Source organism: Sporosarcina sp. SG10008 (assembly GCF_044569405.1).
GTDB lineage: Bacteria > Bacillota > Bacilli > Bacillales_A > Planococcaceae > Sporosarcina > Sporosarcina psychrophila.
Genome location: NZ_CP172607.1, coordinates 3494776 through 3520308 on the forward strand (window position 1 = coordinate 3494776; position 25533 = coordinate 3520308).

The 25533-nt window shown below is 43.9% G+C and carries 27 protein-coding genes; all 27 read right to left on the reverse strand.

The window, feature by feature from the left end:
- Positions 1–69 precede the first annotated feature (69 nt).
- A complete protein-coding gene (locus ACGLYD_RS16355; protein WP_067213105.1) occupies positions 70–306 on the reverse strand; it encodes a DUF1146 family protein in 237 nt (78 codons plus the stop codon).
- 104 nt (positions 307–410) lie between these two features.
- The gene (locus tag ACGLYD_RS16360) at positions 411–818 is read right to left on the reverse strand and encodes a F0F1 ATP synthase subunit epsilon (RefSeq protein ID WP_067213107.1); all 408 of its coding nucleotides are present in this window, start codon (positions 816–818) and stop codon (positions 411–413) included.
- Positions 819–963: 145 nt separating this feature from the next.
- Positions 964–2379 (reverse strand): F0F1 ATP synthase subunit beta, encoded by a 1416-nt coding sequence (gene atpD, locus ACGLYD_RS16365; RefSeq protein WP_067213110.1) that lies wholly within the window; start codon positions 2377–2379, stop codon positions 964–966.
- 44 nt (positions 2380–2423) lie between these two features.
- Positions 2424–3281 carry an ATP synthase F1 subunit gamma gene (atpG, locus tag ACGLYD_RS16370; protein ID WP_067213113.1) on the reverse strand — a complete coding sequence of 286 codons (858 nt, stop codon included), beginning with the start codon at positions 3279–3281 and terminating at the stop codon, positions 2424–2426.
- Between the two features lie 72 nt (positions 3282–3353).
- Positions 3354–4862, reverse strand: a complete 1509-nt coding sequence (gene atpA / locus ACGLYD_RS16375) for a F0F1 ATP synthase subunit alpha (RefSeq protein WP_067213115.1) — start codon at positions 4860–4862, stop codon at positions 3354–3356.
- 25 nt (positions 4863–4887) lie between these two features.
- Positions 4888–5427: a F0F1 ATP synthase subunit delta gene (locus ACGLYD_RS16380; RefSeq protein ID WP_067213118.1), complete on the reverse strand. Its 540-nt coding sequence runs from the start codon at positions 5425–5427 to the stop codon at positions 4888–4890.
- A complete protein-coding gene (gene atpF / locus ACGLYD_RS16385) occupies positions 5424–5978 on the reverse strand; it encodes a F0F1 ATP synthase subunit B (RefSeq protein WP_082786737.1) in 555 nt (184 codons plus the stop codon). The genes ACGLYD_RS16380 and atpF overlap by 4 nt, the downstream gene beginning before the upstream one ends.
- A 150-nt stretch (positions 5979–6128) precedes the next feature.
- Entirely contained in the window at positions 6129–6341 is a 213-nt protein-coding gene (atpE, locus tag ACGLYD_RS16390; protein WP_067213121.1) for a F0F1 ATP synthase subunit C, read from the reverse strand.
- 67 nt (positions 6342–6408) lie between these two features.
- Positions 6409–7119, reverse strand: coding sequence for a F0F1 ATP synthase subunit A (atpB, locus tag ACGLYD_RS16395; protein ID WP_067213124.1), 711 nt, complete (start codon positions 7117–7119; stop codon positions 6409–6411).
- Positions 7120–7240: 121 nt separating this feature from the next.
- Complete coding sequence (locus tag ACGLYD_RS16400) at positions 7241–7612, reverse strand: ATP synthase subunit I (protein WP_067213126.1); 372 nt, start codon at positions 7610–7612, stop codon at positions 7241–7243.
- A gap of 584 nt (positions 7613–8196) precedes the next feature.
- The gene (gene wecB / locus ACGLYD_RS16405) at positions 8197–9318 is read right to left on the reverse strand and encodes a non-hydrolyzing UDP-N-acetylglucosamine 2-epimerase (RefSeq protein WP_067214075.1); all 1122 of its coding nucleotides are present in this window, start codon (positions 9316–9318) and stop codon (positions 8197–8199) included.
- A gap of 19 nt (positions 9319–9337) precedes the next feature.
- Complete coding sequence (upp, locus tag ACGLYD_RS16410) at positions 9338–9967, reverse strand: uracil phosphoribosyltransferase (RefSeq protein WP_067213129.1); 630 nt, start codon at positions 9965–9967, stop codon at positions 9338–9340.
- Between the two features lie 91 nt (positions 9968–10058).
- The gene (locus tag ACGLYD_RS16415) at positions 10059–12218 is read right to left on the reverse strand and encodes an EAL domain-containing protein (protein WP_399629315.1); all 2160 of its coding nucleotides are present in this window, start codon (positions 12216–12218) and stop codon (positions 10059–10061) included.
- 70 nt (positions 12219–12288) lie between these two features.
- Positions 12289–13539: a serine hydroxymethyltransferase gene (glyA, locus tag ACGLYD_RS16420; protein ID WP_304627092.1), complete on the reverse strand. Its 1251-nt coding sequence runs from the start codon at positions 13537–13539 to the stop codon at positions 12289–12291.
- 192 nt (positions 13540–13731) lie between these two features.
- Positions 13732–14229 carry a TIGR01440 family protein gene (locus ACGLYD_RS16425; RefSeq protein ID WP_255428720.1) on the reverse strand — a complete coding sequence of 166 codons (498 nt, stop codon included), beginning with the start codon at positions 14227–14229 and terminating at the stop codon, positions 13732–13734.
- 382 nt (positions 14230–14611) lie between these two features.
- On the reverse strand, positions 14612–15049 hold the full coding sequence (gene rpiB, locus ACGLYD_RS16430) for a ribose 5-phosphate isomerase B (protein WP_067213140.1): 438 nt from the start codon (positions 15047–15049) through the stop codon (positions 14612–14614).
- 353 nt (positions 15050–15402) lie between these two features.
- A complete protein-coding gene (locus ACGLYD_RS16435; protein WP_187045918.1) occupies positions 15403–16713 on the reverse strand; it encodes a methyl-accepting chemotaxis protein in 1311 nt (436 codons plus the stop codon).
- Positions 16713–17156 (reverse strand): low molecular weight protein arginine phosphatase, encoded by a 444-nt coding sequence (locus ACGLYD_RS16440; RefSeq protein WP_187045919.1) that lies wholly within the window; start codon positions 17154–17156, stop codon positions 16713–16715. The genes ACGLYD_RS16435 and ACGLYD_RS16440 overlap by 1 nt, the downstream gene beginning before the upstream one ends.
- Positions 17157–17214: 58 nt before the next feature.
- The gene (locus ACGLYD_RS16445) at positions 17215–17718 is read right to left on the reverse strand and encodes a manganese efflux pump (protein WP_338654949.1); all 504 of its coding nucleotides are present in this window, start codon (positions 17716–17718) and stop codon (positions 17215–17217) included.
- A 69-nt stretch (positions 17719–17787) separates the two neighbouring features.
- A complete protein-coding gene (locus tag ACGLYD_RS16450) occupies positions 17788–18816 on the reverse strand; it encodes an L-threonylcarbamoyladenylate synthase (protein WP_399629322.1) in 1029 nt (342 codons plus the stop codon).
- A gap of 60 nt (positions 18817–18876) precedes the next feature.
- Positions 18877–19434: a stage II sporulation protein R gene (locus ACGLYD_RS16455; protein ID WP_399629324.1), complete on the reverse strand. Its 558-nt coding sequence runs from the start codon at positions 19432–19434 to the stop codon at positions 18877–18879.
- Positions 19435–19478: 44 nt separating this feature from the next.
- Positions 19479–20333 carry a peptide chain release factor N(5)-glutamine methyltransferase gene (gene prmC, locus ACGLYD_RS16460; protein ID WP_340766917.1) on the reverse strand — a complete coding sequence of 285 codons (855 nt, stop codon included), beginning with the start codon at positions 20331–20333 and terminating at the stop codon, positions 19479–19481.
- Entirely contained in the window at positions 20326–21402 is a 1077-nt protein-coding gene (gene prfA, locus ACGLYD_RS16465; RefSeq protein ID WP_067213157.1) for a peptide chain release factor 1, read from the reverse strand. Before prfA ends, prmC begins: the two co-directional genes overlap by 8 nt.
- Before the next feature lie 319 nt (positions 21403–21721).
- Positions 21722–22327 (reverse strand): thymidine kinase, encoded by a 606-nt coding sequence (locus ACGLYD_RS16470; protein WP_187045925.1) that lies wholly within the window; start codon positions 22325–22327, stop codon positions 21722–21724.
- Between the two features lie 184 nt (positions 22328–22511).
- Complete coding sequence (gene rpmE / locus ACGLYD_RS16475; protein WP_187045926.1) at positions 22512–22742, reverse strand: 50S ribosomal protein L31; 231 nt, start codon at positions 22740–22742, stop codon at positions 22512–22514.
- Between the two features lie 330 nt (positions 22743–23072).
- On the reverse strand, positions 23073–24356 hold the full coding sequence (gene rho, locus ACGLYD_RS16480) for a transcription termination factor Rho (protein ID WP_187045927.1): 1284 nt from the start codon (positions 24354–24356) through the stop codon (positions 23073–23075).
- A gap of 172 nt (positions 24357–24528) precedes the next feature.
- A complete protein-coding gene (glpX, locus tag ACGLYD_RS16485) occupies positions 24529–25494 on the reverse strand; it encodes a class II fructose-bisphosphatase (protein WP_067213167.1) in 966 nt (321 codons plus the stop codon).
- Between the last annotated feature and the right edge of the window lie 39 nt (positions 25495–25533).

A 25533-nucleotide genomic window follows, 5' to 3' on the forward strand; every position in this document is an offset into this window, starting at 1 on the left:
CGCGGCGACTACATGTATCTTATCAACTCATCGTATAAAAAGTACATATATTGAATCGAAATTGAAACTTTAGCCAAACATAAATGGAAGTCTTCCTGACCAATAGGATAGCTCTAAAAAGAAATTCGATACTGCCCAACCCATTAAAATACTGAGTAAAATGAACAATAATTGTGCTTGGAAGACACGGTTCTTTTTAATAATTTTTTCTGGCATGATTGCCTGTAGTGCATAAAATGAGATGGCTATAAAAAAAGTATGCGATACGATGGCCAAAAGTGGTTGAAATGCAATTATGTCGCCCATTTGAAGCCCTCCCTTGTTCATTAAGCTAGAATTGAAGATTTGGTATGACTACATTGAAAAGGCGAACAGAAGAATTTTTTCCCCTGTCCGCCCACATCAACAACTCATTTTTTTCTTGTTTCGTAGACATTGATACGATTGAGGGCACGTTCTAAATCCAGTGCCGCTAATTCGTGTTCTCTGCCTTCTTTTTTTGCCTGAAGTGTCTCTTCTGCTAGTTTCGCCGCTTTTTTAGCACGGTCGATATCAATAGAAGAAGCCAGTTCTGCACTTTGTGCTAAAACAGTGACAACATCCGGACGGACTTCGATGAAACCGCCATGAACGGCAATTTGTTCCGTCGAATCATCCTTCTGCAGGCGAAGCCCACCGATTTGAAGCGGTGCGACCATCGCGATGTGGCCGGGAAGGATCCCGATTTCACCTGTTTCGGTAACTGCGATGATCATGTTCGCTTCAGTTTCAACAACAGGGCCGTCGGGAGTGACGATATTGACTTTAATTGTCTTCATTTTTTTCCCTCCTGGTCCCTTCTAATCAAGTACGCCTCGGTGTATTTACACCCAGTTTTTTATCGAGTAAGCCCAATAAAAATCTGTGACATCCGCCTGAGGCTATAATTCAATTCAGAAGGGGTTAGAATCCTGCTGAATTGAATTAAACTTCAACACCCATACCTTTAGCTTTAGCAATTACGTCTTCAATCGTTCCAACAAGTCGGAATGCGTCTTCTGGAAGGTGATCGTACTTACCTGCAAGAATTTCGCTGAAGCCTTTAATTGTTTCGGAAACCTGTACGTAAGATCCTTTTTGTCCTGTGAACTGCTCAGCAACGTGGAAGTTTTGTGACAGGAAGTTTTGAACACGACGTGCGCGTCCAACTAACTGCTTATCTTCTTCTCCAAGTTCATCCATACCTAGTATTGCGATGATATCTTGAAGTTCACGGTAACGCTGAAGCGTTTGTTGAACTTGACGTGCAATGTTGTAATGCTCTTCGCCAACGATTTCCGGGCTTAATGCACGTGAAGTCGAAGCAAGTGGGTCAACCGCAGGGTAAATACCCATTTCAGAAAGTTTACGCTCAAGGTTCGTCGTTGCGTCAAGGTGAGCAAACGTCGTAGCAGGAGCCGGGTCAGTATAGTCATCCGCTGGTACATAAATTGCTTGGATAGACGTAACAGAACCTAAGTTTGTCGATGTAATACGTTCTTGAAGCATACCCATTTCCGTTGCCAGTGTCGGTTGGTAACCAACTGCTGATGGCATACGGCCAAGTAGTGCTGAAACTTCAGAACCCGCTTGTGTGAAGCGGAAAATATTATCGATGAACAGAAGCACGTTCGCGCCTTGTACGTCACGGAAATGTTCTGCCATTGTAAGACCAGTTAATGCAACACGCATACGTGCACCAGGTGGCTCATTCATTTGACCGAATACCATTGCCGTTTTCTTAATAACGCCGGAATCTGTCATTTCGTAGAACAAGTCATTACCTTCACGAGTACGTTCTCCAACGCCTGCGAATACGGAAATACCACCGTGTTCTTGAGCGATGTTATTGATCAATTCTTGTATTAGAACTGTTTTACCTACACCAGCACCACCGAAGAGGCCGATTTTACCACCTTTAATGTATGGAGCAAGCATATCAACAACTTTAATACCTGTTTCAAGAATTTCAACTTCAGTTGAAAGTTCTTCGAATACTGGAGCTAAACGGTGAATCGGGTCGCGGCGTTCTGAAGCCGGGATTTCCTCACCAAGGTCAATAATCTCTCCAAGTACGTTAAATACGCGTCCTAGTGTAATGTCACCAACTGGGACAGTAATCGAAGAACCCATATCATCAACTACAGTACCACGTTGTAGACCATCTGTTGAAGACATCGCAATAGTACGTACAGAATCATCCCCGAGGTGTAGCGCGACTTCAAGTGTCAACGTTTCAGGCTCAGCGTTTGGACGTTCAATTTGGACCTTCAATGCGTTATAAATAGATGGAAGTTGTCCGTCTTCAAACTTAACGTCAACAACCGGACCCATTACTTGAAGAACATGTCCTTTATTCATACTTTTTCCCTCCTGTCTTACTCTTTGCCGTACAGTGCCCACTCTTATTCAAGAGCTGCGACGCCGCCAACGATCTCCGTAATTTGTTGCGTGATCGCAGCTTGTCGTGCACGGTTGAATGAAAGTGTTAAAGAATCTATCAAATCAGCTGCATTATCAGTAGCAGTTTTCATCGCTGTCATACTGGAAGCATGTTCACTCGCTTTTCCGTCAATTACAGCTCCATAAATAAGGCTTTCCGCGTATTGCGGCAGAAGCACTTCAAGAATTGCTTCGCCAGAAGGCTCAAACTCATATGAAGTAGTAGCGGCAGTCGATGTGATGTCAGTGAGCGGAAGCAATTTCTTTTCCGTCACTTCACTTGCGATGGCGGAAACGAAGTGGTTGTAATACAAGTACACTTCGTCATACTCGCCTTCTGTGAACATGCCAACAGCACGCTTCGCGATATCTTTTATTTCGTCGAAAGAAGGATGGTCAGATAGACCGATCTTACTTTCAGCTATGTTGAAACCTAGTCTTTCGAAATAGTCGTGGCCTTTTTGTCCGATTGAAATGATGCTCACTTCTTCTTTCGAAGTGTGGCGTGTTTCAATCGCACGTTTTGCGATACGTAGGATGTTAGCATTGTAACCCCCTACAAGTCCACGGTCAGATGTAATCACGATATAACCTGTCTTTTTAACAGGTCTAGATATCATCATCGGGTGACTCAAGTCACTTGTTCCAGCTGCGATTGAACCTACAACTTCTTGAATTTTTTCCATGTATGGGATGAACGCTTTCGCATTCAGCTCGGCACGGCTTAATTTAGAAGCAGAGACCATTTGCATTGCTTTCGTAATCTGACTTGTCTTTTTCGTCGATTTAATACGGTTTTCTATGTCGCGTAAAGATGCCATTGGCAATTCTCACCACCTTTTGTTTTTTTTGGTCACTTTGACGAAGAACGTCAAATTTGATTCCAACTAGAATTATTCAGAACGTGCGAAAATCTTCTTGAATGCGTTGAGTGCTGTTGCCATCAATTCATCAGCTGGAAGGTCTTTCGTCGTACGAATATGATCTAAAACGTCAGTGTGGTTAGTTTCAAGCCAGCTTAAAAGTTCGCTTTCGAAACGAAGAATATCTTTGACAGCGATATCGTCAAGGAATCCACGTGTCAATGCGTAAAGAACCATAACTTGTTGCTCAACTTTAAACGGTTTATTCAAGTCTTGCTTCAAGATTTCAACTGTACGCGCTCCGCGATCCAGTTTCGCTTGAGTTGCAGAATCAAGGTTTGATCCGAATTGTGAGAACGCTTCAAGCTCACGGTATGCCGCAAGGTCAAGACGTAGTGTACCCGCAACTTTTTTCATTGCTTTGATTTGCGCTGATCCACCAACACGGGAAACTGAAAGACCCGCGTTAATCGCTGGACGTACACCCGAGAAGAATAGGTCAGATTGAAGGAAAATTTGTCCATCAGTGATAGAAATTACGTTCGTTGGAATATAAGCAGAGATATCTCCAGCTTGTGTTTCAACGAATGGTAATGCCGTGATAGAACCTGCACCAAGTGTGTCATTCAACTTCGCTGCGCGTTCAAGTAAACGAGAGTGAAGATAGAAAACATCACCAGGATAAGCTTCACGGCCTGGAGGACGACGAAGTAGTAAAGAAAGTTCACGGTATGCCGCTGCTTGTTTAGATAGATCATCATAAACGATTAGAACGTGCTTACCATCGAACATGAATTCTTCAGCCATTGTTATTCCTGTGTATGGAGCAAGGTATAGTAATGGTGATGGTTGTGAAGCAGACGCCGTAACAACGATTGTGTAATCAAGTGCGCCGTTTTTACGAAGTGTTTCAACAACACCACGAACTGTTGATTCCTTTTGTCCAATTGCTACATAAATACAAATCATATCTTGGTCAGCTTGGTTCAGAATTGTATCGATTGCAACTGTCGTTTTACCTGTTTGACGGTCACCGATGATCAATTCACGCTGTCCGCGGCCGATTGGTACAAGTGCATCAATCGCTTTAATACCCGTTTGTAGTGGTTCATGAACGGATTTACGCGCCATAACCCCTTGTGCTGGGCTTTCGATTGGACGTGTTTTTGTCGTATTGATCGGACCTAATCCATCAACTGGTTGCCCAAGTGGATTTACAACGCGTCCGATTAATTCTTTTCCAACTGGAACTTCCATAATACGGCCTGTTCGACGTACTTCATCGCCTTCTTTGATGTCTGTGTAAGGCCCTAGGATAACGATACCAACGTTGTTCGCTTCCAAGTTTTGAGCCAGACCCATGACGCCAGTTGAGAACTCTAAAAGTTCCCCAGCCATGACGTTGTCGAGGCCATGAGCACGTGCGATACCGTCACCAATTGCGATAACTGTACCGACTTCGCTCACTTTCATCTCAGATTGATAATTTTCAATCTGCTGTTTTATGAGAACACTGATTTCCTCAGCTTTGATGCTCATGCATGTCACCCCTCAAATTTCAGATTTATGAACCGATAAGATCCCGTTCCAGTCGCTCAAGCTTCGCGCTTACGCTGCTGTCGTAGATAATGTTACCAATTTGAAGACGGATGCCTCCAAGTAAGCTCGGATCGATGATGTTTTCAATTCGCAATGCTGTTTTACCAATCTTTTTGGCGAATGCAGTAGAGATAGCTTGGCTTTCATCAACTGTAAGCAGACGTGTAGAATACACTTTCGCGTCAGCGATGCCTGCTGCATCATTCGCATAAGAGATAAACTCGTTAACAAGGTTTACAACCTCGTCTATGCGTTTTTTATCGAGCATTAGGAACAAAGTATTCAAAATGAGCTGATTCGCGCCTTTGAATGAATCTGCCATAAGCTCTTTCTTTTTTGCTGATTTTAATCTCGGTGATTGAAGTAATTGACCGAGCTCTGGATTTGTTTGGAAAACTTTTTTCAATTCAAGAAGATCTTCTTGAATTGCGCCAGTTTGTCCGTTTGTTTGTGCTAGTTCAAACAATGCTTGTGCATAGCGTTTTGCTACAACCGATTGGCTCATCGCCCTTCGCCTGCCTTCGCAATCGTTTCTTCAATCAATGCACGATTATCTTCCTCGGAAATTTCTTTACCGAGCACTTTAGATGCTGCAAGGATAGAAAGAGATACGAATTCTCCGCGAACTGCCGCGATCGCTTTGTCTTTTTCAGATGCAATTTCAAGAGTTGCTTCTTCTTTCATACGACCCACTTCTGAACGAGCAGCTGTGATGATTTCTGTACGTTGAGTTTCGCCTTGCTTACGGGCATTTTCAACAATCGCCTGAGCGTTATTACGCGCTTCATTCAAAAGGTTACGCTGTTCTTCAAGAATCTTTTGTGATTCTGCACGGCTCTTTTCAGCCGATTCGATTTCATTTGCAATCAACTCAGCACGTTGATCCATGACACCCATAAGTGGGCCCCAAGCAAACTTCTTCAGAAGAAGCATGAGAATCGTGAAAAACGAAAGTGTGACAATTATATCACCAAGGTTTATTCTGTCGTTCAGTTTTGCTAAGAATCCTGGATCGGCTACATCTGCTGCCAATAGGACGAAGGTATCCAAAAACACGATTGTTTCACTCCCTTCAAGAGCTTATAATTCATCGAATATAGTTAGTTGTTCATTATTTCGTAAGTTGTGTTATACATTTTTCTCCATAAAGGAATGGCGAAGGACTTTGTAGTGCGCTCTTCGCCATTTTGTTACTGTTGGTAATTATTATTTGTTCATAACGATGAACGCTACTACTACTGCGATAATAGGAATCGCCTCAACTAGTGCAACACCGATGAACATTGTTGATTGAAGAACGCCACGTGCTTCTGGTTGACGAGCGATCCCTTCAACTGTTTTTGAAACGATAAGACCGTTACCGATACCTGCACCAAGTGCACCAAGACCGATTGCGATTGCAGCTGCTAATAAACCCATAGTATAATTTCCTCCTAATATTTTCGAGTTTTTTTGTTTGTTCACCCGTTAAACGGGCAGTATATGTTTAATGGTCTGTTTTGACTTTATGCGCCATATAGACCATCGATAACATAACAAAGATGAATGCCTGGATTGCTCCGATAAAGATCGAGAACCCTTGCCAAGCGAGTGCTGGAACCAGGGCGCCGACAAAGCCGTAGACACTTCCTGCTCCAAGTGTTGCAAGAAGACCAAGTAGGACCTCACCTGCATAGATGTTACCGTAAAGACGCAGACCAAGTGTCAGCGTGTTTGCAAACTCCTCAATTACTTTCAATGGGGCCATAAATGGCATTGGTTTTAAATAACCTTTCCCATATTCTTTGAGGCCCAATAATTTGATACCGTAGTAATGCGATAAAACAACGACCATTGCAGCAAGTGTCAATGTGACTGTTGGATCTGCCGTTGGTGATTTCCACCACAGCACGTGATTCACTTGAATAGAGAATGGAAGTCCGATTACGTTGGCTACGAAAACAAACATTAATAGCGTTATTCCAAGTACATGGAAGCGCCCGCCTGTTTTCCAGTCCATATTGTTCTTAATAATACCTTTTACGAAATCCATGATCCATTCCATAAAGTTCTGCATACCCGTAGGTTTCAGTTGCATTTTACGTGTTGCAATGAATGCGATAAGGAATACAATCAGGCACGTGATGAAAAGCATAAGGACGTTTGACAAGTTAAATGTCAATCCGAGCCACACTCTCGTCGGATTTTCGTGGGTCACGTTTCGTTCACCTCCCTTTCACAATCGGTTTAAGCATTTTCTGAGAAACAGAAAAGTTCGATGTTAGCTCATTTCTTCGAAAAAGCAAAAATCGATGTAAGCTCTTTTCTTCGAAAAAGCTTTAATGGTTTTTTGTACGGAATATAATCCCATCAGCCAATAGCAGGATGTAAGGAATCATAAGCCCGATAACCGAACTAACCAGGTTAAAATGTTCCGGCAGCGAAATCGCGACTGCCGCCGCAGCCACACCGGATGCGAAACGCATCAGCGTTCCAAGTGATGCTCTTTTCTTACCCTCCGTAAAAATCTTGTCGAATCTCTCCATTCTACGGACAAGAATCCAAAAATTATACAATCCGAACAGAGATCCGAGAATTAATCCTGCGAAAATCGGCTTCAAATCAGTTAATGCCCACCCTAGAACGAACAATGCGAGCAAAAAAAAGAGAGCCTTCTTTTGCTTTCTATGAATTTCTTGCAATGTTTGCATGTAGGTGATTCTCCTGATTCGTATTTCCAAATTGTATGGAGCCTTGCAACTTCGATTGAGATAAGGCTTAGTAGCAAGCAAATCACAAGAAAAAGCGGGGTGGTCCCGTTTCGCTGTCCAGCCAGTTATTTGTCCAGTCTAAGCAGGCCGCTTACACTATTCTTGGCAAGACTCTGAAAAGGATGGAACCTGTAAGTTGTGCGAGTATTGTCGAATGGAAGGCAATTCGGCAGATGCTGCGTTTAATCAAATGCATGATGCTATTTAAGCCTCTGCTCATCCGTCAAAAAACGATAGGATGCTAACACAGCCTTAACATTCACATTATGTCGCCGTTTCATATATGAAAACCCTATCATTCTTACCCTTTGTAAGCATACATTAGGCATATTTTGATGTCAATTGATTACAGTGAAATTTTTCACAAAGACTTCACATTGTCAAACATTCGACAAAATTGGAAGGTTGTTCGATGAATATTAATGGTTTTGGGTTTTCAATTAGGACTTTCCCTATTTTTTTGAAATTCCATGACCCTATTCCAAAAAAATACGACCGGATTTATCCGGTCGTCGTGCTACTTGTTATTCTATAGAAGATAAGTACTCTTTCAACGCTTCAACGATTCGTTCAGAAGCGTGTCCGTCACCATATGGATTGGACGCTTTCGCCATTCTGCTGTATTCTGCTTCATTGGTTAAAAGTTCATCCGTCAATGTGAAGATTGTTTCTTCATCCGTACCGGCAAGTTTTAATGTCCCCGCTTTGATACCTTCCGGGCGTTCGGTTGTATCGCGCAAGACGATAACCGGTTTGCCAAGTGAAGGCGCTTCTTCTTGGATACCACCTGAGTCCGTCAAGATAATGTGTGATCGTGCTGCAAAATTGTGGAAGTCAACAACTTCAAGCGGTTCGATCAGATGAATGCGGTTGTTGCCTCCAAGAAGTTCATCAGCTACTTCGCGCACTGCCGGATTCATGTGAACAGGATAGATAACTTGGATATCATCATGTTTCACAAGTAACCGGTTTATAGCACGGAACATGTTGCGCATTGGTTCACCAAGGTTTTCACGACGATGTGCAGTTAGTAATATAAGCCTGTCCGTTCCGATTTTATCGAGAACAGGGTGTGAGTACTCTTCACGCACTGTCGTTTGAAGCGCATCAATCGCAGTATTTCCCGTGATATAGATGCGATCTTTCGATTTTCCTTCGGCTATCAAATTGTTAGCCGATTGTTCTGTCGGTGAAAAATGAAGATCAGCAATGACGCCTGTTAGCTGTCGATTCATTTCTTCCGGGTACGGTGAATATTTATCCCACGTACGAAGCCCTGCTTCAACATGTCCAACCGAAACTCGGTTGTAAAACGCTGCAAGTCCACCGATGAAAGTTGTCGACGTATCTCCGTGGACCAGTACGATATCGGGTTGTGCTTCTTTCATGATGCGGTCAAGCCCTTCGAGTCCGCGTGTTGCAACATCAACAAGTGTTTGCCGATCTTTCATGATATTAAGATCAAAATCTGGTGTGATACCGAATGTGTGAAGCACTTGGTCCAGCATTTCACGATGTTGCGCTGTAACCGTCACAATCGATTCGATGTCGTCCGAATGCTTTTGCAATTCCAACACAAGCGGAGCCATTTTAATGGCCTCCGGTCTTGTACCGAAAATCGTCATCACTTTCCATTTCTTTGTCAATATCTTCACGCCTTCCAAATCATTTTGTTCCGAATAGACGGTCGCCAGCATCACCAAGTCCTGGTACGATGTAGCCTTTTTCATCCAATTTTTCATCCATCGCAGCGATATAAATATCCACATCAGGATGTGCATCTGTCAATGCTTTCACACCTTCTGGAGCAGCAATTAGACACATGAACTTAATGTTTTTCGCACCGCGGCTCTTCAACGATTCGACCGCTGCAATTGCAGATCCGCCCGTTGCAAGCATCGGATCGACGAGAATGAAGTCACGTTCCGATACATCGGAAGGTAGTTTTACGTAATATTCGATGGGTTGCAACGTTTCAGGGTCACGGTACAGGCCGATATGTCCTACTTTTGCTGCTGGAATTAATTTTAGAATTCCATCTACCATACCAATACCTGCACGTAAGATTGGAACGATTCCAAGTTTCTTGCCTGCAAGTACGCTCGATTTAGCTTTACAGACCGGCGTTTGAACTTCCACTTCCTTAAGTGGAAGTTCGCGCGTGATTTCGTAAGCCATAAGTGTCGCTACTTCATCGACAAGCTCACGGAATTCTTTCGTTCCTGTCTCGATATCACGTATGTACGTAAGTTTATGTTGGATAAGTGGATGGTCAAAAACATGTATTTTCGGCATTAATATTCGCCCCTTTATTAGAATGTCCTGTTCATTATAACAGATATATTCCAGTTCAGGTACGCTAGACATCTGACTACTTAATGTCTAACTATTCGGCAAGCAATCGCTGAATTTCTTGCAAAGGCATTGGCTTATAATAGTAGAAACCCTGCCCCACTTTACAGCCTAGATTACGTAAAATTTCAATATGTCTTTCCTCTTCGATTCCTTCTGCAACTGTTGTCAAATTAAGGTTTTCAGCCAGTTGAATGATTGTTCTGACGACTGCGAGCGTGCCCGGTTCATCAAGCTCACTAATGAAACTTCGATCAATCTTCAATTCGCAAAGAGGTAATTGAGGCAAATAGCTGAGCGAAGAATAGCCGACACCAAAATCATCGACGGATATTTCAAAGCCTGCCGCATTTAGTGCACGAAAAATCGATTTCGCCTTTTGTATGTCAACGAGTCCGATACTCTCCGTCATTTCCAACATAATATACTCGGGTGAAAGGTCATGGTTATCAGCTAGCCTTATTAACTTATCGACGAAAGTCCGGTCAAAGAAATGGTGGACAGAAATATTGACGGCCACCTGATACATCTTTTCACCTGTCTTTTGACGTTTCCGCAGCCATTCCATTACTTTTGATAATATAATTATTTCCAGTTCAATGATTTTACCCATATTTTCAGCGGCTGGGATGAAAAGATTCGGCGGAACTGGGCCTAGCACCGGTGAAAACCAGCGAGCAAGCGCTTCGAAGCCAATGATTGCTCCATCTTTCAAATCGACTTTGGGCTGAAGGTAGACATCGATTTCCTGTCCAATAAGTGCTTTCGATAATTCATTGAAAATCTTCATTTCTTTGATTGTTTCTTCGTTTTGAAGATCCCTGTAAAATGACATCGCATTGCCAGGCTTCTTTTTCGCGTCTGTCATAGCTATATCCGCCCGGCGCAGCAGTTCCTCTTCACTTTTTTTGTCACCTTCGGAAAATGAAATTCCGATTTTCAGTGTGATAAACAGTTCCTGTCCCGCAACAATGAACGGTTCCGTAACAATCGTACCTAATTCGAAAAGGTAGTTCCCTTCACCGCTTTCACCCGTTATAACGAGTGATGCACTTGAAAAACGCCCGATAAAGTTCGAGTTTCTTTTCCCTGCTTTTTCGATTCGTTTGCCCAGCTGGATAAACAATTCATCGGCTGCATTTCTTCCATATAGGTCAACTATTTTTGCGTATTCACCTGGTTCTATGACCGCAACAAAATGGCCTTGACCATCTAAGAGATTATGTTTAAGTTGGTTCAAAAACGCATGACGGTTCGGCAATCCTGTTTGCGGGTCAGTAAAAGCAAGCCTGCGATACTCTGCCTGCTGTGTATAATGCTTTCTCGTCATTTGGACAATCGGGACCATCTTTTTGAGAAACTGAATTTGAGTTTCTGTTGGATTTCCGTTTTTCTTCACGAACACCGTTACGAGTCCGTCCATTTCATCTTCACTGTCAAATGTCGGAACCGACCAGTTCGAATGGAAATCAATTACCGGTTTTTCTCCTTGTAGAACTTTCTCTTGATTATTTTCCATGACTATCACATCTTCTGATATATAACTGGTTTCAAGTGCCTCATTATCCAATATTTCTCCAAGCAATTGATCAGGTACTGAATCCGCTGCTCCGATGTACCACCCATCATTTTGCTCTTTGAAAAGAATCGAACATACAGACCCTTTCGGAAAGAAAGATTCGACAACGGTTCCTATCTTTTGTAATAAATCAGAGAGTTCTGCTCCCGTATTTATCCCTAAAAAAATCTCCTCTTGTAATCGAAGTAGGGATTCGTCTTTTTTCCGTTCAGTCACATCTAAAATGAAAGAAGAGGTAAATAAAACTTCCCCTTTTTCGTCGACGAGCGGCTGGATGACAAGCTCATTCCAAAATGGAGTACCGTCTTTTCTATAATGAAGGATCTCGGCATTCGCAGGCATTCCCTTGCGAAGTTTCTTATTAATTTCCTCAATAAGCTCCATGTCGGTTTCTTCGCCTTGCATGAATCGCAAATTTTGCCCAATTACTTCTTCGGACGGGTAGCCCGTAATTTCTGTAAATGCTTCATTGATAAAAACAACTGGATCGTCTGAAACAGATGGATCCGTCAAAATGAAACCTGTTCGAAAACGACTTCCAAAACGTTGAAGCCAATTAAACAATATTGCTTTTTCAGCTTTTTCAGTCTGTGTTTTTCTAGGATTACCCATCATTCAACCCCCCTTCAAGTGAAAGAAAAAATAAGCCGCCATCCATATTGATAGCGGCTTATTTCTTTAGATATTATGCATATAGCGGAAATTTGTCCGTCAATGCGGTAACACGTTGCTGAGCTTCTTTTTTCACAGCTTCGTCTTCATGATTTTTCAGAACCTTCGCCATGATCGATGCGATTTCTCGCATTTCTTCTTCCTTGAAACCACGTGTTGTAACAGCTGGTGTTCCAAGTCGTACTCCCGAAGTAACAAACGGGCTTTCAGTGTCATATGGAATCGTGTTTTTGTTCGTAGTGATGCCGACTTCATCTAGTGCGTGCTCTGCAATTTTACCCGTGATTTCAAGTGAACGCAGGTTAAGCAAAACCAAATGGTTATCTGTTCCGCCGGATACGATGTCTACACCTTCAGCTATTAGCGCTTCAGCTAATGCTTTCGCATTGCTCTTCACTTGTTGGATATACGTTTTGAATTCCGGTTTCTGTGCTTCGCCAAATGCCACCGCTTTTGCAGCAATAACGTGCATCAATGGTCCACCTTGAACTCCTGGGAAGATTGACTTGTCAAGTTTACGACCAAATTCCTCTGTAGAAAGAATAAGTCCACCACGAGGTCCGCGTAATGTTTTATGCGTTGTCGAAGTGACGAAGTGTGCATGCGGAACTGGGTTTTGATGTTCGCCGACTGCTACAAGCCCTGCGATATGCGCCATGTCGACGAATAGGTACGCGCCCACTTCATCCGCAATTTCACGGAACTTAGCAAAATCAATTTCACGTGGATAGGCACTCGCACCCGCTACGATCATTTTCGGCTTATGCTCAAGCGCTTTTTGACGGACATCTTCGTAGTCAATTAGCTCATCTTCCTTGCTCACTCCGTAATCAACAAAGTTATACAATTTACCTGAGAAGTTAACTGGGCTTCCGTGTGTCAAGTGACCGCCGTGCGAAAGATTCATACCAAGAACTGTATCTCCAGGCTCAAGTACTGCAAAATAAACAGCCATATTTGCTTGTGCACCAGAGTGCGGCTGAACGTTTGCATATTCCGCGCCGAAGATTTCTTTCACTCGGTCACGTGCAATATTTTCAACGACGTCGACATGTTCGCAACCGCCGTAATAGCGTTTGCCAGGGTAGCCCTCAGCGTATTTGTTCGTTAAATAAGAACCTTGTGCTTCCATAACCGCTTCTGTTACGAAGTTTTCAGATGCAATTAGTTCAATATTTGACTGTTGACGCTTTTTCTCCGCCATAATCGCTTCGTATACTGCCTCATCTTCACGTTGTACGTTGCCCAATTTGTTCAATTCCATATTCTCATTCCCCTTCATCATCTATTTTTTTGTCCAGTCTACAGCGGCCAGACGCTCGGAGGCCCACACGAAGTGGGTCATGCGGCGGAGAGGGATTGAACTGCATCCCTCTTTGTTGCCACAGGAAGTGGCGATATTAGGCTGCGTTCCTTTTCCGTCTTGCGCCTGTCGCGTCTATGCGGGCCGCTTCCGCTATTCTAAATATGTTGCTCTAATTCCACCTATTAACTTCGGTCTGGTTGTTGCGACCGTGACAACTGCATTGCCGATTTGCCCAATTGATGTGCGTAAAGGGACAGCAACCCGTTTCAAATGCATGCCGATTAATGTTTGTCCAATATCGATGCCTGCACTTGCGCGAATTTCCTCTACAACTACAGGGTCATTCATATGCTGATAGGCGTAGGCCGACATTGAACCACCCGCATCTATCATTGGAATGACTGAAACTGGCTCTAGCATGAACTTTTCAGCCGCGTGACGTTCAATTGTCAGCGCCCTGTTAATATGTTCACATCCTTGGAATGCAAGAAATAGTTTATGTTTTTTGGCAAAGTCTTTTAAGGGGTCGTATAGCGCTTTTCCAATTTCAAGCGCCCCTCCAGTACCGATTCGTTTACCGGCAATTTCAGAGGTCGAGCAGCCGATGACGAAAATTGTGCCCGGTATAAGGTCTGTCTGTTCAGCCATTTCCGCTAAAAGCTGCTCGAGTTGAAGCTTCCATAAATTCAAAGCGTCCACTTTATACCACCTGCCTTCTTATGGTGTCTAGTTCCAGCGCCTAGCCCCTCGGGTCGCTTCAGTCTTGCCGAAAAGGCAAAGGACGCCTTTGTCGTCAAGACTTCCAGCGCTTTTCGGGGCTAATCAGGCGCTTGGGCCCACACGAAGTGGGTCATGCAGTCGTTGCGACACGATGTCGCGAACTTAGACTGCCTTCCTTTAAATTTAGTTAGTGTCTAGCTGCAGACGCCAGACGCTAGGGTCATATGCCAGCCCGGCTACGTGGCAAAAAGCGCCACTTCGTCGGTCCGTCTTATGCCTGTCGCGTCTAAACGGCGCCTTCCGCTTTTCGTTAGTTTTCCAGTTCCATGAGCTTGCCGATGCGGCGTTCATGGCGTCCGCCTTCGAATTGCGTGTTTAACCAAGCTGCAACTACTTCCCTTGCATGACCTGGTCCGATGACACGTTCTCCCATCGCAAGGATGTTTGAGTCGTTATGCTGCCTTGTGGCTTTCGCACTGAAGACGTCATGAACAAGCGCACAGCGAATACCTTTTACTTTATTTGCTGCAATAGACATGCCAATCCCTGTTCCACAAATAAGAATGCCTCGGTCGAAATCTCCCGATGCTACTCCATTTGCGACGGGTGTCGCATAGTCCGGAAAGTCAACTGCCTCATTCGAATCCGGACCAAGATCTACAAATTCCAATCCTAACTCTGCTAATAACTTGATAATTTCCTGACGAAGATTGTTTCCGCCATGGTCTGAAGAAATCGCGATTTTCACAGGATCCCTCTTTTCATAATATACTCACAACTCATTCTATCATTTTTCGGCAAAAAAAACACAGCCCTAATGAAAATTGGGCTGTAAATCGAATTTTCTTATTGTCTGGCTCCCTAACCTAAAGGATTCAGTGGGGAAGGATCGAACTTCATCCCCCATATTACGACAGGACGTCACGTCTTAACGGTTGCTTCCGCTTTTCGTTATGTCCTGTCAGACGTTCGGGTCATAAGGCGGCTCAGCTATGTGGCAAAGGACGCCACTCGGGCCTGCATCCTGCAGGTCATGCAGTCATTGCGACAGGACGTCGCGACCTTAGACTGCCATCCTTTCCGCCTTATGCCTGTCGCGTCTTAACGGCTGCTTCCACTTTTCGTTATGTCGAACTGGCTAATGACATTATATAGATCTTCGGATTGGCTCTTCAGTTCACTCGCCATCGCATCTGCCTGTTCAATTGATTGAACTTGTTCCTCTGTTGCCGCTCCGACTTCAAGCGCACCAGCGGATGTTTGTTCCGCAATTGCTGCGACTTCCTGTGATTGGCGTGCGGTTGTCTCTATATTTGTCAGCTGAAGTTCGACAAATTTCGTGATTTCTACGACGGAATCTGCCATGCCGTTCACTTTAGACGCCATTGCTTCGACATTTTCACTCGTTTCATTGGCACGGTCTGCTTCGGTCGCCGCCGTCTTCACTTGTTCTTCCATTTCCTTCACAACTTTTGTAACATCGGTTTGAATAGTTACTACAAGATTAGAAATCCCCTGTACTGCTTTGGCGCTTTCATCGGCGAGTACACGCACTTCTTCTGCAACTACCGCAAATCCTTTACCATGTTCACCTGCACGCGCCGCCTCGATGGATGCGTTCAGCGCCAATAAATTTGTCTGTGCCGCAATGTTACCGACAAGCTGGACGATTTCACCGATTTTTTGTGCATTATGATCCAGTTGCCTAATTGTGCCAAGTGATAGTTCACTTTGTGAAGACATATTTCGGATGCCATCGACAAGCATACGGAATACCTCTGTCGTTCGTACAAGTTCCTCAAGCATCTCTTTTGAGCGTTCAGATGAATCTTCAGCCCTGTTGCTCACTTCAACAGCCAATAACCGAACATCTTCAATCGCTTCCGCTGTTTCTTGGATGGCGATCGCCGATTCCTCTGCACCCGAGGCTATTTCCTTGATCGTAGATGCTACTGCATCCGCCTGTCTCGCAGCGGCTCCGGTTTCAGCAGATAAGCTATCAACTGTAGTGGCCGTCTTTTCATAATTCGTCTCAATTTGCCCTACTATCGTACGCAAATTAAGGACCATATGCTGAAACGCTTCCGCCACTGAGCGGATTTCATCAGACGAGTTCGGCAGTACAATATCCGTTCCGATTTCGCCATCTGCGACTTTGTTAGCCGCTTTCTCAAGATTTTGTAATGGTTTCGTTAAAATCGTACTGAAGAGTGCCGCTAACACGCCCGACCAAAATATTCCCATTCCATATGTCATCACTGCAAACCAGAACGGTTCAAATTTCGGAAAAAATTGTGGTTGTACGACATTAATGAATAAGGCACTCGTTGTGTAAGTGACAATCGCAAGTATTGTTATAAATAGAATAAGCTTTCTCTTTAATCCAAACTTTTTTCCCCTTTTTTCTCTCATCACGATTCCTCCATCAATTTCTGTTCAAGCACATCGATAATTCCCGACAACTCATTGAACACATGCCGATATGTATCGATATCGCCTCCGTACGGGTCATACACATCGCCAGTTGAATCCGGTTTCACAAATCCTTTTAGTGTAAATGTTTTGTATTTTACTTCTGGGTGGGAGTAAATGAGATTTGCTTTGTGCCCTTCTGTCATTGTTAAAACAACATCAGCCCACTTCAAATCCTCACTTGAAACAGCTCTTGAAACGGGCGTGTAAAGCATGTCCGCTTCTTCGATAAGCGTTTTCGCGTTCAGAGAAATCGGCCAGCCATCTTGTGCGTGAACACCCGCTGAACGAACTGACACATTCTCAATCCCTCTGGAACGAAGAATTGCCTCTGCCATCGGGCTTCTACACGTGTTTCCGGTGCAAATCAAATATATATTCATTATTTTCACCCTCTCTCTTTAGAATAGCCGAGTTTTGCGAATAAAGAAACATCAAATTTCAACGAAAACATGACAATACTCCTATTATTATTAAAGCGAATCCTGCAATTAGTCTTAGTGCTTTCCCATTTTTAAGGCCTAGACGTCCTTTTAATAAGAGCGCAGCACAGGAAAAAATAAAAGTAAACGCTCCCGATGCCACGATAAATAGAACTTTATCCATTTGGAGCATACCAAATGAAACACTAACTGAAAAAGCGTCGATACTTACGGCGAATGCAATGATAAAAGGAGAAACTTGTTTCGATGAAGAGCTCGGTGTATCACTTTGTAACAACATATGTATACCTATCAACCCAAGCATTACGCCTGATAATATACTGCTCCACACTGTAAATATATGTGCGGATAACTCCCCAGTAACGAATCCAAGAAACGGGAAAGCCATATTAAGAAATGACGTCCAAAGCGCTAACGTAAGTTTCCCTTTATTTACTTGCAGGAATGAATAAATGACTAAAACATCTAAGGTCGTAATGCCAGCCGCAAATAATTCCGCCAAAATAAAACCTCCCCGAATACCGCATCGGTTCATCTTATGCGGCATTTGAGGAGGTCATTCGTATTAGCTTCAGTTCATAAAGTGTTTTCCTTCGGCCGCTTTCATTAATCTGTTCATGACAGCGGCGCCAACTCCAGCCAAGTCCGTTTCAACAGCTAGAATAAGATCCGCTTCCGTCAAATCACACTTACGGAGCGCTCCGTATAAATTTGTCGCCATTGCTTCATTGTTACCTGCCACACCAATTGCAAAGTACCAATCAGCGCCTGAAACGCCCAATTCATCTGGCCCAATCAGCGCGACCTTCTTGCCTTCAGCATGAAGCTTATCAATAGCTGCATAAATTTTATCCACGTCGTAATTAATGACATAAAGAGGAGCTTCCGGTGCATAGTGCAAATACTTCATACCGGGGGAACGTGGTGCTTGTTCACCAGGCGACTTTGTTTCAGAATTTACAGGACCAACGATGCTCTCAATCATTTCTTGCGTTGTCCCCCCTGGCCGTAAAATAGTGGGCGGAATGGTCGTCAAATCCAATACGGTTGACTCCACGCCAACACCAGTTTGTCCCCCGTCAAGAATGAGTGGAATGAGCCCATCAAGATCTTTATGTACATGAGCCGCTTCAGTTGGGCTCGGTTTACCGCTTTGATTAGCACTCGGTGCTGCAAGCGGTTCACCGAGTGCGCGTAGAAGTCCTAATGCAACCGGATGATCCGGCATTCGTACGCCCACGGTCTCAACGCCGGGTGTTACGTTCGGGGCGATGACGCCTGGTATTTTGTGAAAGACAAGCGTCAATGGACCAGGCCAAAACGTATCCATCAGCTTTTCTGCATCTGCGGAAATATCCGTCGCATAGTTGAAGACTTGTTCTTTATTACCAATATGTACGATGAGTGGGTTGTCGGAAGGTCTGCCTTTTGCTTCGAATATTTTTTGTACCGCTAACTCATCAGTTGCAAGTGCGCCTAAACCGTATACTGTCTCCGTAGGAAACGCGACGACACCGCCACTTTTTAAAATATCCACAGCCTGTTTATAGTTTTTTTCGTTATCCATAAAGTTATCCACTGAAACAACTTTTGTTTCCATGAGCTAATCCCCCACTTATACACATTTTAATCACTTTATCCACAAACTTTGTTAGTAACTTTATGCGAATAGCCCTTTTATCCACTCCCAGACGAAAAAAGTGACTTTTTCCTCTTCTTCCTCTTTCTTATCCGGGAAACAGATTTTCGGGAACATTGCACACCACCAGTTATCCCCACGTCCACTACCAATTGTCAAAATATAGGCATCATATGTTGCTTGTGGGCTAATAAATAGACCTGACCGCTTCGGTGGAAATAATGCTTCTTTTCGTTCAAGTGAAATAGTAGCACCGTTTGACATGGCGTTAGCAATTTCAAGGATTTCGCTTTCGAGCGCCGCCAAGTTATCCCCAAGCTCTCGTTTCGAATATGACTTATTAACTGCGTTTTCGATTAGCGGCTGAATTTCACGTTGAATCCCTATTTTAATCTGCTGATCTGCGGGCGTATCTGAATGGGCAAGCAATCTGAAACGGATAGCATCATCCTCTTCCGTCGCCGTTAAGAATACCGCTATGAAGGCATGAATAATGATAAGCAGGATAATAAATTCAATATAAGGCACCAATTTTTGAACTATAGTTTTCTTTCTGATAATCTCGTAGTCTGTTAACATCTTTATCCCCTCCTACTCTGCATTGTTGCCAGAGTAAGGGGGATTTATTCACGAGTCTCGCAAAATATCATTCGATCTTTGCCGTTAATATCTTTTACTGTTTCAACTAAAGCCTCCGGAAATGCCTCTGTGAATAACTTATGCACATCTGGCCCCTGAAGGTAACCGATTTCGACTGCTACGAGGGAGGGCTTGTTCATAAGTGGCGGCAATGTTTCAGCAAGTTTTCGATAAAAGTAAAGTCCATCTTCATCCGCAAATAATGCATTATGCGGTTCGTGATCGAGGACTGTACCTGACATTAAAGTCGCTTCATCATGTGCGATATAGGGCGGGTTGGATAACACGACATCCCATTTGTCCTTCGCAATCGGTGCAGTAAGATCGCCTTGTAGGAAAGTCACGTCGGCGTCATTTGCTTTTGCGTTATGCTTCGCGATTGCAAGCGCACCTTCACTGATGTCCGTTGCAGTAACGAGAGCTTCGGACCATTCTTTTTTGAATGAAACTGCGATTGCACCGCTACCTGTTCCGATATCTGCAACGGTAATTTTTTTAGTGGCGAAGAGTTTCTGGCTTCGTTCAAGCGCGCCGTAAACGAGCTCTTCTGTTTCTGGACGCGGGATAAGAACATTTTCATCCACTTTGAAGGTGTAGCCGTAGAAACCTTCTTCACCAATTACATATTGTACGGGTCTTCCTTCGAGCAGTTCGTCGGTTTTATCCCAAAAGTCCTTGTGTTGTTCGCCTGTAAGTTGTTCCTGTACATCTGCAAATAAAGAAGCCCTAGACTTTTGTGTGACAAATTCCATAAGGAGCTGTGCAGCATGTGGTTCAATGCCTTGTTGTTCCAATAAAGAAGAAGCCCGCTGAAGAGCTTCATAGATTTTTTCAGTCATTACGATCCAAACTTTCTAGCCGATATGCCTGTTCTTCCATAATAAGTGCGTCGATAACTTCATCGAGTTTACCTTCAATAATCTGATCAAGTTTCTGGATCGTCAGGCCGATACGGTGATCAGTTACCCGATTTTGTGGGAAGTTGTATGTGCGAATCCGCTCAGAACGGTCGCCTGTACCGACTGCTGATTTCCTTTTTTCATCGTACTCATCTTGGATTTCACGTGTGAATTTATCAGAAACGCGTGCCCGTAATACTTTCATCGCTTTTTCTTTATTTTTGATTTGCGATTTCTCATCTTGAATCGACACAGTGATGCCTGTTGGAAGATGCGTCAACCGAACGGCGGACATTGTTGTGTTGACCGACTGACCTCCAGGACCGGATGATGCAAATGTATCCGTCCGAATGTCTTTTTCATGAATAACAATTTCAACTTCTTCTGCTTCAGGAAGGCATGCGACAGTTGCTGTCGATGTATGTGTACGCCCACCGGATTCAGTTTCCGGGACCCGCTGTACACGGTGCGCTCCGTTTTCATATTTCAATTTTGAATAAGCACCCGTTCCATTAATCAAGAAAATAATTTCTTTAAAGCCACCGAGTTCTGTCGGAGACGAATCCAACACTTCGACTTTCCAGTGGTTCATTTCCGCGAAACGGCTGTACATGCGGAATAAGCTACCGGCAAATAATGCCGCTTCATCGCCACCTGCTGCGCCCCGGATTTCCATAATAACGTTCTTGTTATCATTCGGATCTTTTGGCACGAGCAATAACTTTAACTTTCCTTCGAATGATTCGATTTGGTCTTCCAGTTCGGAAACTTCCATTTTGACAAGTTCTTTCATTTCATCGTCGAGAGATTCGTTCAACATTTCTTTAGCGCTTTTAAGTTCAGCTTTTGCATGTTTATAGTCACGATAGACTTCAACTTTTTCCTGTAAGCCGGATTGTTCTATCGAGTACTCCCGGAGTTTCGTCATGTCACTTACTACCGCGGGATCACTGAGCATTTCATTCAAATGATCATATCGGTCTTCTACTGCTTGTAACCTTTCAAACATTGTGGACACCTCATTTTCAGGACTGTTTTGTACGTTTATTGTACGGGAAATCTCTTGGTAAATACAATTATTTCACTGATGCTAACGTTGTGCGTGAAGTTCGCAACGTTTCGGTGAATGTAGACAACATTTCGGCGAATGTAAGCAACGCTTCGCACGAAGTTCGCAACGTTCTTGCGGAAGTTAACAACGTTTCGTTCGAAGTTCGTAACGTTACAGAAAAACTAGACAACATTCTAAAGAAACATGGCAACACCAATACCCGCACCCATTCACACTAAAAAACCCGCCCTCTTCTGCCGGACGGGCTTGATTGCTGTTATCCTTTTACAGTTGCTGTAGCTGTTACGCCTTTTGGTACTTCGTGGTGCTTGCGACATCTTGGTTCGTACGCTTCTGAAGCGCCGACTAGAATAATGGGATCATCATAGCCCGCAGGCGTGCCGTTAATGAGGCGCTGCGTTCGGCTAGAGGGCGAGCCACACACTGTGCAGACAGCCTGTAATTTGGTAACGTGTTCAGCCACAGCCATTAGACGTGGCATCGGCCCGAATGGTTCGCCTCGGAAATCCTGGTCAAGTCCAGCAACGATTACTCGGAATCCACGATTGGCCAATTCCATCACGACGTCGACGATACCTTCGTCGAAGAATTGAGCTTCATCGATTGCGATTACGTCATAATCTTCGGTGACAAACTGCTCAATATGGTTTGAGCTAGCAATCGGATTCGCGATAACAGTTGTCCCATTATGGCTGACGACGGCTTCTTCGCTAAAACGATCATCGATTTCCGGTTTGAATACCGCAATTTTTTGTTTAGCGAACTGCGATCTTCTTATTCGTCGAATCAATTCCTCGGATTTCCCTGAAAACATACTACCGCAAATGACCTCAATCCAACCGCCTTGCATTGTTACGTACATGGTGAATCTCCTTCCAGTTGCCTCTATATAATTATTTATTTTCATATCATTAGATTATCTATCATACCCTAAAATCAGTTGCATTTAACGTCTTTTATTTCAGACCTAAATGTGTTAGTCACATTTTTCTCCAAAAAGAAATACCCGCCCGGCGCATGTGCACCTGACGGGTATTGTGAAAATCTTACTCTTGGCCTTCTTCTTCGCGGCCTTCTTCTTTGAGACCATATTTTTTGTTGAAGCGGTCGACACGTCCGTCCGCTTGAGCAAATTTCTGGCGTCCAGTGTAGAATGGGTGGCATTCCGAACAAACTTCAATTCGGATGTCCTCTCTTACAGAACCTGTTTCAAATGTGTTACCACATGAACAAGTAACAGTTGCTACTTTATAAGCTGGGTGAATTGCTGCTTTCATCAATCTCTCTCCTTTCGCCCTGAACCATCTGGAACAGAGTTGTATTATAAGACTGATGCCTTACACGGTCCGTATTCGTCAACCGTATATGCACGCAGATATTATTTAAGTTACCTAAAATATTATAACAAGTTTTTTTTGTAGATGCAACTATTTTATTTGCTACGACATATGCTGTACTAAAGAATTCCACTAAATTCGCTACGGCGCTCGGGGATGCCTCCCGCCCTAAGTCAAGCAGCTTCGCCGCCAGTCTTAGGGCTTCGGCTCCCCCTTGTAAGGCGCCTTCGCTTAGTTTACTTAGGCAAAGCAGTCACCATGGGCTTTTGATTATAGCAACCCTTTACCATTACGGTGGGCTTTCATTTCGTCATTTAATTTATCGAAGAACTCTTCATTTGTTTTTGTGAGACGCAATTTCTTCATGAAACGTTCTGTAAAGTCATGCGAATCGGAAAATGTTTTACGAATCGCCCATAGCTTTTCAAGCTGGTCAGCTGGAATAAGCAATTCTTCTTTCCGTGTACCTGAGCGGCGTATGTCGAGCGCTGGGAAGATCCGTCGTTCCGCAAGATTGCGGTCAAGATGCAATTCCATATTGCCTGTCCCTTTGAATTCTTCATAGATGACTTCATCCATGCGTGAACCTGTGTCAATCAAAGCCGTCGCAAGAATGGTCAAGCTACCGCCTTCTTCAAGATTACGTGCTGCCCCGAAAAATCGTTTTGGACGATGGAATGCAGCTGGATCGATACCACCTGACAGTGTGCGTCCACTTGATGGAATAACAAGGTTATACGCGCGCGCAAGCCGTGTGATGGAATCCATAAGAATGATAACATCCCGCTTATGCTCTACAAGTCGCATCGCCCGTTCTAATACAAGTTCCGCCACTTTGACGTGATTTTCTGGTAACTCATCGAATGTTGAGCTGACGACATCGGCCTTAACGGAGCGTTCGATATCAGTCACTTCTTCTGGTCTTTCATCAATCAGAAGAACAATCAGTTCCGCGTCAGGATGATTCAGTGTAATTGAATTCGCAATTTCCTTCAATAACAATGTTTTCCCTGCTTTTGGCGGAGCTGCAATGAGTCCACGCTGACCGAAACCAACCGGTGAGATAAGATCCATAATACGTGTCGATAGCTTTAATGGATCCGTTTCAAGTTTGATATGACGGTCTGGATAAAGAGGAGTTAGAGCCGGGAAATGCACGCGTTCACGTGCTACTTCTGGATCTTCTCCATTGACAGCTTCCACTTGTAGAAGACCGTAATAGCGTTCTGATTCTTTTGGTGGCCGAACTTTCCCACTTACTTTATCACCGTTTCGAAGATCGAAACGTCGGATTTGTGAAGCGGATATATAAATATCTTCCGAACTTGGTGAGTAGTTGATTGGACGAAGGAAGCCGTAGCCCTCGGATTGAATAATTTCAAGAACACCTTCCATGAAGAAGAAGCCTTCCTGTTCCGCCCTCGATTTCAATATAGCAAAAATAAGTTCCCTTTTCGTCAACTTGCTGTAATAAGCAATTTTATATTCTTTTGCATGGGCATATAACTCTTTTAAGATCATATTCTCCAACGCTGATATTGTTAGCACTGTCATCTTTTGGCACCACTCTTTAGGTTAATGGGTTGAATTTTTGAGGTTAATCTAGGAAGGTATATCATAATGAATATATCCTGAAGGTCCACTTCAGACGAGGACCTCCTGGATATATACAGGTACTTCCTATACAAGCGAAGATGCCCGGTTTATGACCGGGCGATGAGCTATATCAGTCTTGCATGACAAGCAGAGGTTTTTTCTCCATGCTGTGACGGCCTTCAACAAAACGAATTGTGCCGGATTTCGAACGCATGACTAATGAATGTGTTTCACAGTAACCGCCTTTAAATTGCACGCCACGAAGAAGTTCTCCATCTGTTACGCCAGTTGCAGCGAATATGGCGTCGTCCCCTTTGACAAGGTCGTCCATGTAAAGCACTTTGTCGACGTCGATTCCCATCTTGATACAACGTTCACGTTCTGCATCATTTGACGGAACCAGTCTACCCTGAATTTCGCCGCCAAGGCATTTCAATCCAACTGCAGCAATAACACCTTCTGGTGCTCCGCCAAGTCCGAATAAAATGTCTACTCCGGTTTCATCAAAAGCAGTATTGATGGCTGCTGCAACGTCACCATCATTGATAAGCTTAATGCGTGCGCCTGAAGCCCGAATTTCTTCGATGATAGCAGCGTGACGTTCCCTGTTAAGAACAGTTGCAACAATGTCACCAATGTTTTTATTTTTAGCCTTAGCAACAGCCATAAGGTTTTCAGTTACGGATGCATCGATATCGATTTTACCAACCGCTTCAGGGCCAACAGCGATTTTGTTCATATACATATCTGGTGCATTCAAAAGATTGCCTTTATCCGCAATAGCTAGAACTGCAAGTGCGTTCCAGCCGCCTGCTGCGACAATATTTGTTCCTTCAAGCGGGTCAACAGCGACGTCCACTTCAGGACCAATTCCAGTCCCTAGCTTTTCACCAATATAAAGCATCGGTGCTTCGTCCATTTCCCCTTCACCAATTACGACAATCCCTTGCATCGGAATAGTATCGAATACTGTACGCATTGCTGTTGTTGCAGCGTCATCCGCCTCATTTTTCAAGCCGCGTCCCATCCAGCGTGAAGCTGATACTGCTGCTGCTTCTGTAACACGAACTAATTCCATCGATAAACTGCGTTCCATTTGTGTGCCTCCTGGTATACGGTTAAATCCCGTAAGTTT

Bases quoted from the DNA above. Each gene is read 5' to 3' on its own strand.
- ACGLYD_RS16355 (WP_067213105.1), bottom strand. From the start codon at position 306: ATGGGCGACATAATTGCATTTCAACCACTTTTGGCCATCGTATCGCAT.
- ACGLYD_RS16360 (WP_067213107.1), bottom strand. From the start codon at position 818: ATGAAGACAATTAAAGTCAATATCGTCACTCCCGACGGCCCTGTTGTT.
- atpD (WP_067213110.1), bottom strand. From the start codon at position 2,379: ATGAATAAAGGACATGTTCTTCAAGTAATGGGTCCGGTTGTTGACGTT.
- atpG (WP_067213113.1), bottom strand. From the start codon at position 3,281: ATGGCATCTTTACGCGACATAGAAAACCGTATTAAATCGACGAAAAAG.
- atpA (WP_067213115.1), bottom strand. From the start codon at position 4,862: ATGAGCATCAAAGCTGAGGAAATCAGTGTTCTCATAAAACAGCAGATT.
- ACGLYD_RS16380 (WP_067213118.1), bottom strand. From the start codon at position 5,427: ATGAGCCAATCGGTTGTAGCAAAACGCTATGCACAAGCATTGTTTGAA.
- atpE (WP_067213121.1), bottom strand. From the start codon at position 6,341: ATGGGTTTATTAGCAGCTGCAATCGCAATCGGTCTTGGTGCACTTGGT.
- ACGLYD_RS16400 (WP_067213126.1), bottom strand. From the start codon at position 7,612: ATGCAAACATTGCAAGAAATTCATAGAAAGCAAAAGAAGGCTCTCTTT.
- upp (WP_067213129.1), bottom strand. From the start codon at position 9,967: ATGCCGAAAATACATGTTTTTGACCATCCACTTATCCAACATAAACTT.
- ACGLYD_RS16415 (WP_399629315.1), bottom strand. From the start codon at position 12,218: ATGATGGGTAATCCTAGAAAAACACAGACTGAAAAAGCTGAAAAAGCA.
- glyA (WP_304627092.1), bottom strand. From the start codon at position 13,539: ATGGAATTGAACAAATTGGGCAACGTACAACGTGAAGATGAGGCAGTA.
- ACGLYD_RS16425 (WP_255428720.1), bottom strand. From the start codon at position 14,229: ATGGCTGAACAGACAGACCTTATACCGGGCACAATTTTCGTCATCGGC.
- ACGLYD_RS16435 (WP_187045918.1), bottom strand. From the start codon at position 16,713: ATGAGAGAAAAAAGGGGAAAAAAGTTTGGATTAAAGAGAAAGCTTATT.
- ACGLYD_RS16440 (WP_187045919.1), bottom strand. From the start codon at position 17,156: ATGAATATATATTTGATTTGCACCGGAAACACGTGTAGAAGCCCGATG.
- ACGLYD_RS16450 (WP_399629322.1), bottom strand. From the start codon at position 18,816: ATGGAAACAAAAGTTGTTTCAGTGGATAACTTTATGGATAACGAAAAA.
- ACGLYD_RS16455 (WP_399629324.1), bottom strand. From the start codon at position 19,434: ATGTTAACAGACTACGAGATTATCAGAAAGAAAACTATAGTTCAAAAA.
- prmC (WP_340766917.1), bottom strand. From the start codon at position 20,333: ATGACTGAAAAAATCTATGAAGCTCTTCAGCGGGCTTCTTCTTTATTG.
- prfA (WP_067213157.1), bottom strand. From the start codon at position 21,402: ATGTTTGAAAGGTTACAAGCAGTAGAAGACCGATATGATCATTTGAAT.
- ACGLYD_RS16470 (WP_187045925.1), bottom strand. From the start codon at position 22,327: ATGTACGTAACAATGCAAGGCGGTTGGATTGAGGTCATTTGCGGTAGT.
- rpmE (WP_187045926.1), bottom strand. From the start codon at position 22,742: ATGAAAGCAGCAATTCACCCAGCTTATAAAGTAGCAACTGTTACTTGT.
- rho (WP_187045927.1), bottom strand. From the start codon at position 24,356: ATGACAGTGCTAACAATATCAGCGTTGGAGAATATGATCTTAAAAGAG.
- glpX (WP_067213167.1), bottom strand. From the start codon at position 25,494: ATGGAACGCAGTTTATCGATGGAATTAGTTCGTGTTACAGAAGCAGCA.